Raw genomic sequence first — 6,083 nt, 5'->3', positions numbered from 1 at the left:
AGAAGGGGTGTCTTTCCGGTCCGAGCATGGTTCACCTCGCGTGTGGGGTGCGGGGGGACTGGGTGCTGCGGCCGTGCCTGTCGTACGTTCCGGGAATGTAGAAGGACTAGACCAGTGCGTCAATGGTTCGGACCAATTTCCGTTCACGGCCCGGCTGCCGCCCGTTCACCCCGCCCCCTGTCCGGTTCACACCCCGACGCCGGTGACGACGGGCGCGCGATCGGGCATACTCCAACTCGCCGCAGCCGCTGGTCAGCCACCGTCGCGACCCGACGGTGCAGTATCACGGCTGAGGCACCGGCACTCCCGGCCCGCACGGGCCGGCACCCACGGCGGCCCGCCACACCCCGGCGCGACCGCCGCAGTTCCCCGAGCCGAAGGAGAGCGCGCACCATGCCCCAGGACGGTCCCCAGCCGGTGGAACGCGAACTGCCCACGGACGAGGCACGCGATCTGCTGGGTCTCGTACGCGAGTTGGTGCAGCGCGAGATCAGGCCTGTGGCCGCCGAGGAAGAGGCGTCCTGCACCTTTCCTCGCGAGACCTTCCGCCTCCTGTCCCACTCCGGCCTCCTCGGCCTGCCCTACGCCGAGGAGCACGGCGGCGGAGGCCAGCCCTACGAGGTCTACCTCCAAGTCCTCGAGGAGCTCGCGGCGGCGCGCCTGACCGTCGGGCTCGGCACCAGCGTCCACTCCCTCTCCTGCCACGGGCTCGCCCACTTCGGCAGCAAGGAGCAGCGCACCGAGCGGCTGCCCGACATGCTCGGCGGCGGTCTGCTGGGCGCCTACTGCCTGTCCGAACCCGCCTCGGGTTCCGACGCCGCCTCCCTGCGCACCCGCGCCGTGAGGGACGGCGAGGACTGGGTGCTCACCGGCACCAAGGCCTGGATCACCCACGGCGGCGTGGCCGACTTCTACACCGTCCTCGCCCGTACCGGTGAGGATGGCCCCCGCGGCATCACCGCCTTCCTCGTCCCCGCGGACGCCGAGGGGCTGAGCGCCGCACCGCCCGAGCGCAAGATGGGGCTGAACGGATCCCCCACAGCCCAGGTGCACTTCGACCAGGTGCGCGTCCCCGACGCACGCCGGCTGGGCGAGGAGGGGCAGGGCCTCACCGTCGCCCTCTCCTCTCTCGACGCCGGGCGCCTGGGCATCGCGGCCTGCGCCGTCGGCCTCGCCCAGGCCGCGCTGGGCGAGGCGCTGGTCTATACCGCCCAGCGCGAGCAGTTCGGCCGCCCCCTCGCCGACTTCCAGGGGCTGCGCTTCACGCTGGCCGACATGGGCACCCAGATCGAGGCCGGGCGCGCCCTCTACCTGGCCGCGGCACGCCGCCGCGACGCGGCCAAGCCGTTCTCCCGGCAGGCCGCCATGGCCAAACTCTTCTGCACCGACGCCGCCATGCGCGTCACCACCGACGCAGTGCAACTGCTGGGCGGGTACGGCTACACGGCGGACTTCCCCGTCGAGCGGTACCTGCGCGAGGCGAAGGTCCTGCAGATCGTGGAGGGCACCAACCAGATCCAGCGCATGGTGATCGCCCGCCACCTGGCGGGCCCGGAGAGCAGGAGCTGAAGCCCCGCGGGGCGCGCACGAGAACCACCCCGATCCACTCAGGACCCAGGGAGGCCTCACATGTCGTCAGCCGCACCACGCTTCACCCGCCGAGGCGGTATCCGTACCGCCGCGGCGGCGGCACTCGCCGTCCCCCTCGCGGCCGGCGCCGCCGGTGCGCACGCCGCCACCGCGCGCGCCGTCCCCGCCCAGGCGAGCCGGCCCGAGGACGGCGGCCGGAACCGGGCGCTCCGCGTCATGTCGTTCAACCTGCGGTACGCCTCCGACACCCCGCCCCACAGCTGGCCCGAGCGGCGCCCGGTCACCCGGGCGCTGCTCCATCGCGAGCGCCCGCACCTGATCGGAACCCAGGAGGGGCTCTACCCGCAGCTGAAGGACATCGCGGCGGACCTCGGCAGGTCCCGCTACGACTGGATCGGCACCGGCCGGGCGGGCGGCAGCAGGGACGAGTTCATGGCGGTCTTCTACGACGTCCGCAGACTGCTCCCGCTCGAGTACGACCACTTCTGGCTCTCCGATCAGCCCGATCTGATCGGTTCGAAGACGTGGGGCAACGCCGTCATCCGGATGGTCACCTGGATCCGGTTCCGCGACCTGGCGAACGACCGCGAGCTGTACCACCTCAACACCCACCTCGACCACCAGAACCAGTACTCCCGCGAGCGTTCCGCGGCGCTCATCACCGACCGGCTCGGCGGGCTGGATGCGGCGCTCCCGCGGCTGGTCACCGGCGACTTCAACGTCCCCGCGCACGCCAACCCCGTCTACGACACCCTGCTCGCGGACGGAGAACTGACCGACACCTGGGACACGGCCGCAAGCCGCAGCAAGCTGTACGGCACCTTCCACGGCTACGAGCCGCTGGTGCCGGACGGAGACCGCATCGACTGGATTCTCGCCTCGCCGAAGGTCCGCACACACCGCGCGGAGATCATCGCCTACGCGCGCGACGGGCAGTACCCGAGCGACCATCTGCCGGTGCAGGCACTGGTGGAGCTGTAGCCGCCGCGCGACCGCTCAGGCCCCCGCGGCCTCCCGCACCTCCTCGGCCACCTTCGAGCTGAGCGCCGCTCGCACCAGACCGGCCGCCAGCGGCGCCAGCTCGTCCTTCCTCACCAGCTCGGCCAGCTTCCCGGCCGACTCGGGCAACCCCAGCTTCTGCGCCCCCTGGAGCGCCTTGCCGTCCAGGTAGGGCTGGTACTCCGGCCACACCGCCTGGGCCTCGCGCAGGAAGATCGACACGCCCATGGGCCCGATGCCGGGTACCTCACGCAGGGCGCCCTCGGGGTCGTCGCTCCTGCGCAGCCTGCGCAGGTCGCCGCCCCATCGTTCGAGTACCAGTTCCGCGCCTTCGCCGAGCATCGTGGAGGTGCGCTCGTCGTAGCGCCGGTAGCCTCCCACGCCGAGCGCGTCCACCCGCTGCTGCCAGGTGGCGTCGGCCATCCGCCGCGGGTTCTTCATGCCCGCGTCCGTGAGCGCCCGCGCGCTGGCGACCGCGATGTCCGCGCGGATCCGGGCGGACAGCAGCATGGAGAGCACCAGCAGCTGGTACAGGGGCATGGGGGTGTCCCGCAGCGTGATGCCCGCGTCCTGCGCGTAGGTGGTCCCGTGCCGCTTCAGCAGCTCCCTGACGAGCGCCTGCTGCCTACCCTGCTTGCCGCGCGTGCCCTGCTTGCCGCGTGCGCCCTGTCCGTCGTGTGTGCCGCGTGTGCTGCCGCCGTTGCCTCCGGCCTTCTCGCCGGCGCTCTTGCCGCCGCTGGAGCGGCTCGGCCTGCTGCTCGTTCTGCTGCTCGTCCTGCTCTTCGTACTCGCGTTCGCCATGGCTGCCTCCTCGCGTGCCCGAGTCCCCAGCCGCACGGGATCCACGCGGGCCCGTACACGGCTGTGCGCTCAGCCATTCCTCGGCGGCGAGGGGAGGGAAACGCCCGGTTCCGCGACCTCACCAGTCCGCCACTCCCGCGACCGGTACCGGGACGGCGCCTGCCGCCAGGGAACGGGCGCCCGCGACACCGACCAGCGAGGCGGCGACCGCGGCACGGACACCCACACGGGGCGGCGCGCCCTGGGTCACCGTGCGCCAGAACGCGTCGACGACCAGCGCCGTGCCCACGTCCATCGGGTCGACCGGCCGGCCGTACAGCGTCGTTTCCTCCGGTGGACGCACCTCGTCGCGCAGCGTTCCGCCGTGCGCCCACGGCTCGTTGCGCAGCCGCACCGACCAGGCGTCCGCTCCCGGCGCGCGCAGCGATTCCGCGAGACCCCGGGTGCCGCGTACGGACAGCCACGACCAGTGGCTGTCCGGCTCCCCCTGGAGGAACGTCTGCCGGGTGAGCGCCAGCGCGCCGGTCGACAGCCGGGTGGCCAGCACGACCGCCATGGGCCGCTCCAGACGCCCCACCGGATGCGCGGTGACCTCGACGGGCCAGGCACGGGTCAGATCCAGGACGGGAGAGAGGGTGTGGGTGCAGTACGCGGTCGGTGCGATGCGTCCGCGCCAGTGGGCCGGGTCACCGGCCAAGGCGGCGACCTCCTGCGGCGCGAGACCGTGGACGTAGTCGCACTCGATCAGCTCCACGTCCCCGATCTCCCCGGCCGCCACCAGCCGTGCGAGCGTGCGCACATGCGGATGCTCGACGTAGTTCTCGGCGAAGGAGTAGGAGGCCGTGGACTCCTCGGCAGCGCTGACCAGCGCCCTGCCCTCCTCCTCCGTGACGCAGGCGGCGCACTCGGACAGCACGTGCACCCCGCGCGCGAGGAAGGCACGGGCGGGCTCGGCGTGCGCGTCGAAGTCGTTGGCCAGTACGACGGCGTCGACGTCCGCGTCCAGCAGCTCCCGCCAGTCGTGGGCCGTGCGCGCGGCCGGAAACCGGGCGGTGGCCGCTGCCAGCAACGCGCGGTCCGGGTCGCACACCGCCGCCACCTCGAACCCGGCGCGGGCACACCAGCGGGCCAGCACGAGCCCGCGCCGCAGCCCCACCACCATCACCTGAGTCATCCGGGTAGATTCCCGTGCGCCGTCTGCCCCGGGCAACCCCTTTGTTCGCGCGGCGCTTCCCGGGCCGCCCCGTGCCGTCTCGTGCCGCCCCGCGCTGTCTCGTGCCGCCGACTGCCGTGTTCGAGCCGGCGTGCCGTCAACGAGGGGCGCCAGGACCGGACGACCTGACCGCGCACCGCGTCACGAGGGAGGCGGCGCCGGAGGAGTGCTACCGGGGCGGGGTGGAGACGAGCGCGGGGGAGTGACGCGTCACCCGACCTCGACGCGGGCGGACGTGGCCGGGCGTGAGCCGGGAAGCACCACGTGGGAGAACGGCTGGGTGCGCCAGTCCAGGCTCTCGGGCAGTCGCAGCAGTTCGCTGACCGTGTGCTCCTTCGGCTCGCGGTCCCACGGCTCGGCGTCCCGCACCGGGCGGCCCGAGCCCTGGCACACCGTCAGGCCGAACGGGTTCCACGGCGAGGCGCACAGGCCGTGGCGCGGCAGCTCGCGCTCCTGGGAGAAGACCGCGATCGCCTGGGCGCAGTCGGGACACCGGACACGGAGGGCTTCGTACATCTCTTCCTCGAAAACGGATCCGGTCGGCTCCTCGGAAACCTCGGAGCCGTCCAGGAGGGCAGTCGCCTCGCCCTGGTGAGCGTCGCTCAGGTGAGCGGTGTCCTGGCGAGCGGAGCGGGACTTCGTCGTGCGCATGTGATCCCCCTTGATGGAACGGCCGGGCTCTCGGCTCCGGCCACAGCAAGCACTTCCCGTCGTGCCACACGCGTAATCGCCCCGTGCCGTTGGACGCCGGTGCATAAGTGTGGCCTTCATCACATACCTCATGGTTCCGTGCTTCCGGTGCTGCCCCCGCGTGCCACGGCGCGCCGTCCCCGTGCGCCGGGGCGCACTCGCTGCACGGATGGCGCGGGGGCGCTACGGTGATCCGCTGTGGAGGAACTCGACCGTCAGATCGTGGAACTGCTCGTCAGGGACGGGCGGATGAGCTACACCGACCTGGGCAAGGCCACCGGCCTGTCCACCTCGGCGGTGCACCAGCGCGTGCGCCGCCTCGAGCAGCGCGGAGTCATCCGCGGCTATGCCGCGCTCGTGGACGCCGAGGCCGTCGGGCTGCCCATGACGGCCTTCATCTCCGTCAAACCGTTCGATCCCAGCGCCCCGGACGACATCGCCGACCGGCTGGCCGACGTGCCCGAGATCGAGGCCTGCCACAGCGTCGCGGGCGACGAGAACTACATCCTCAAGGTGCGCGTCGCCACCCCCATCGAGCTGGAGCACCTGCTCGCTAGGATCCGCACCCTGGCCGGGGTCTCCACCCGCACCACCGTCGTCCTCTCCACGCCGTACGAGGCCCGCCCGCCCCGCGTCTGAGCCCCGCTCACGGGGCCGCCCGAGTCCGCTCGCGCAACTCGTCCGCCCCCGCACACCGGCCGGGGGCGAAGCCGCCCGCCCGGCGCACCGGCAGCGGCCGGCCCACCCCGCGCACCGGCGCGACGCCCGTAAGCGGGAGACTGTTCCCATG

General features: G+C 72.7%; 6 protein-coding genes. 3 read left to right on the top strand and 3 right to left on the bottom strand.

All coding sequences use genetic code 11. The annotated features are described in order from the left end of the window. Positions 1-393: 393 nt before the first annotated feature. Both AB8Z75_RS29115 and AB8Z75_RS29110 read left to right on the top strand, forming a co-directional pair. Positions 394-1,569, top strand: a complete 1,176-nt coding sequence (locus AB8Z75_RS29115; protein WP_369207160.1) for an acyl-CoA dehydrogenase family protein — start codon at positions 394-396, stop codon at positions 1,567-1,569. Between the two features lie 60 nt (positions 1,570-1,629). Beyond that, the gene (locus AB8Z75_RS29110; RefSeq protein ID WP_369207158.1) at positions 1,630-2,571 is read left to right on the top strand and encodes an endonuclease/exonuclease/phosphatase family protein; all 942 of its coding nucleotides are present in this window, start codon (positions 1,630-1,632) and stop codon (positions 2,569-2,571) included. 15 nt (positions 2,572-2,586) lie between these two features. On the opposite strand, the gene AB8Z75_RS29105 is transcribed toward AB8Z75_RS29110, so the two are convergent. The 3 genes from AB8Z75_RS29105 to AB8Z75_RS29095 form a co-directional block, all read right to left on the bottom strand. After that, positions 2,587-3,192, bottom strand: coding sequence for a hypothetical protein (locus AB8Z75_RS29105; protein ID WP_369207162.1), 606 nt, complete (start codon positions 3,190-3,192; stop codon positions 2,587-2,589). Positions 3,193-3,508: 316 nt separating this feature from the next. Further along, on the bottom strand, positions 3,509-4,564 hold the full coding sequence (locus AB8Z75_RS29100; protein WP_369207156.1) for a Gfo/Idh/MocA family protein: 1,056 nt from the start codon (positions 4,562-4,564) through the stop codon (positions 3,509-3,511). A 249-nt stretch (positions 4,565-4,813) separates the two neighbouring features. Further along, positions 4,814-5,254, bottom strand: a complete 441-nt coding sequence (locus AB8Z75_RS29095) for a hypothetical protein (RefSeq protein ID WP_369207154.1) — start codon at positions 5,252-5,254, stop codon at positions 4,814-4,816. Between the two features lie 237 nt (positions 5,255-5,491). Between AB8Z75_RS29095 and AB8Z75_RS29090 the strand changes: the two genes are divergently transcribed. After that, positions 5,492-5,932, top strand: coding sequence for an Lrp/AsnC family transcriptional regulator (locus tag AB8Z75_RS29090; RefSeq protein WP_369207152.1), 441 nt, complete (start codon positions 5,492-5,494; stop codon positions 5,930-5,932). Positions 5,933-6,083: the final 151 nt, after the last annotated feature.

This window comes from Streptomyces sp. PU-14G (assembly GCF_041028275.1).
Taxonomy (GTDB): domain Bacteria; phylum Actinomycetota; class Actinomycetes; order Streptomycetales; family Streptomycetaceae; genus Streptomyces.
Note: the sequence above shows the minus strand (reverse complement) of the source record. Positions and strands in the feature narration are given on the sequence as shown.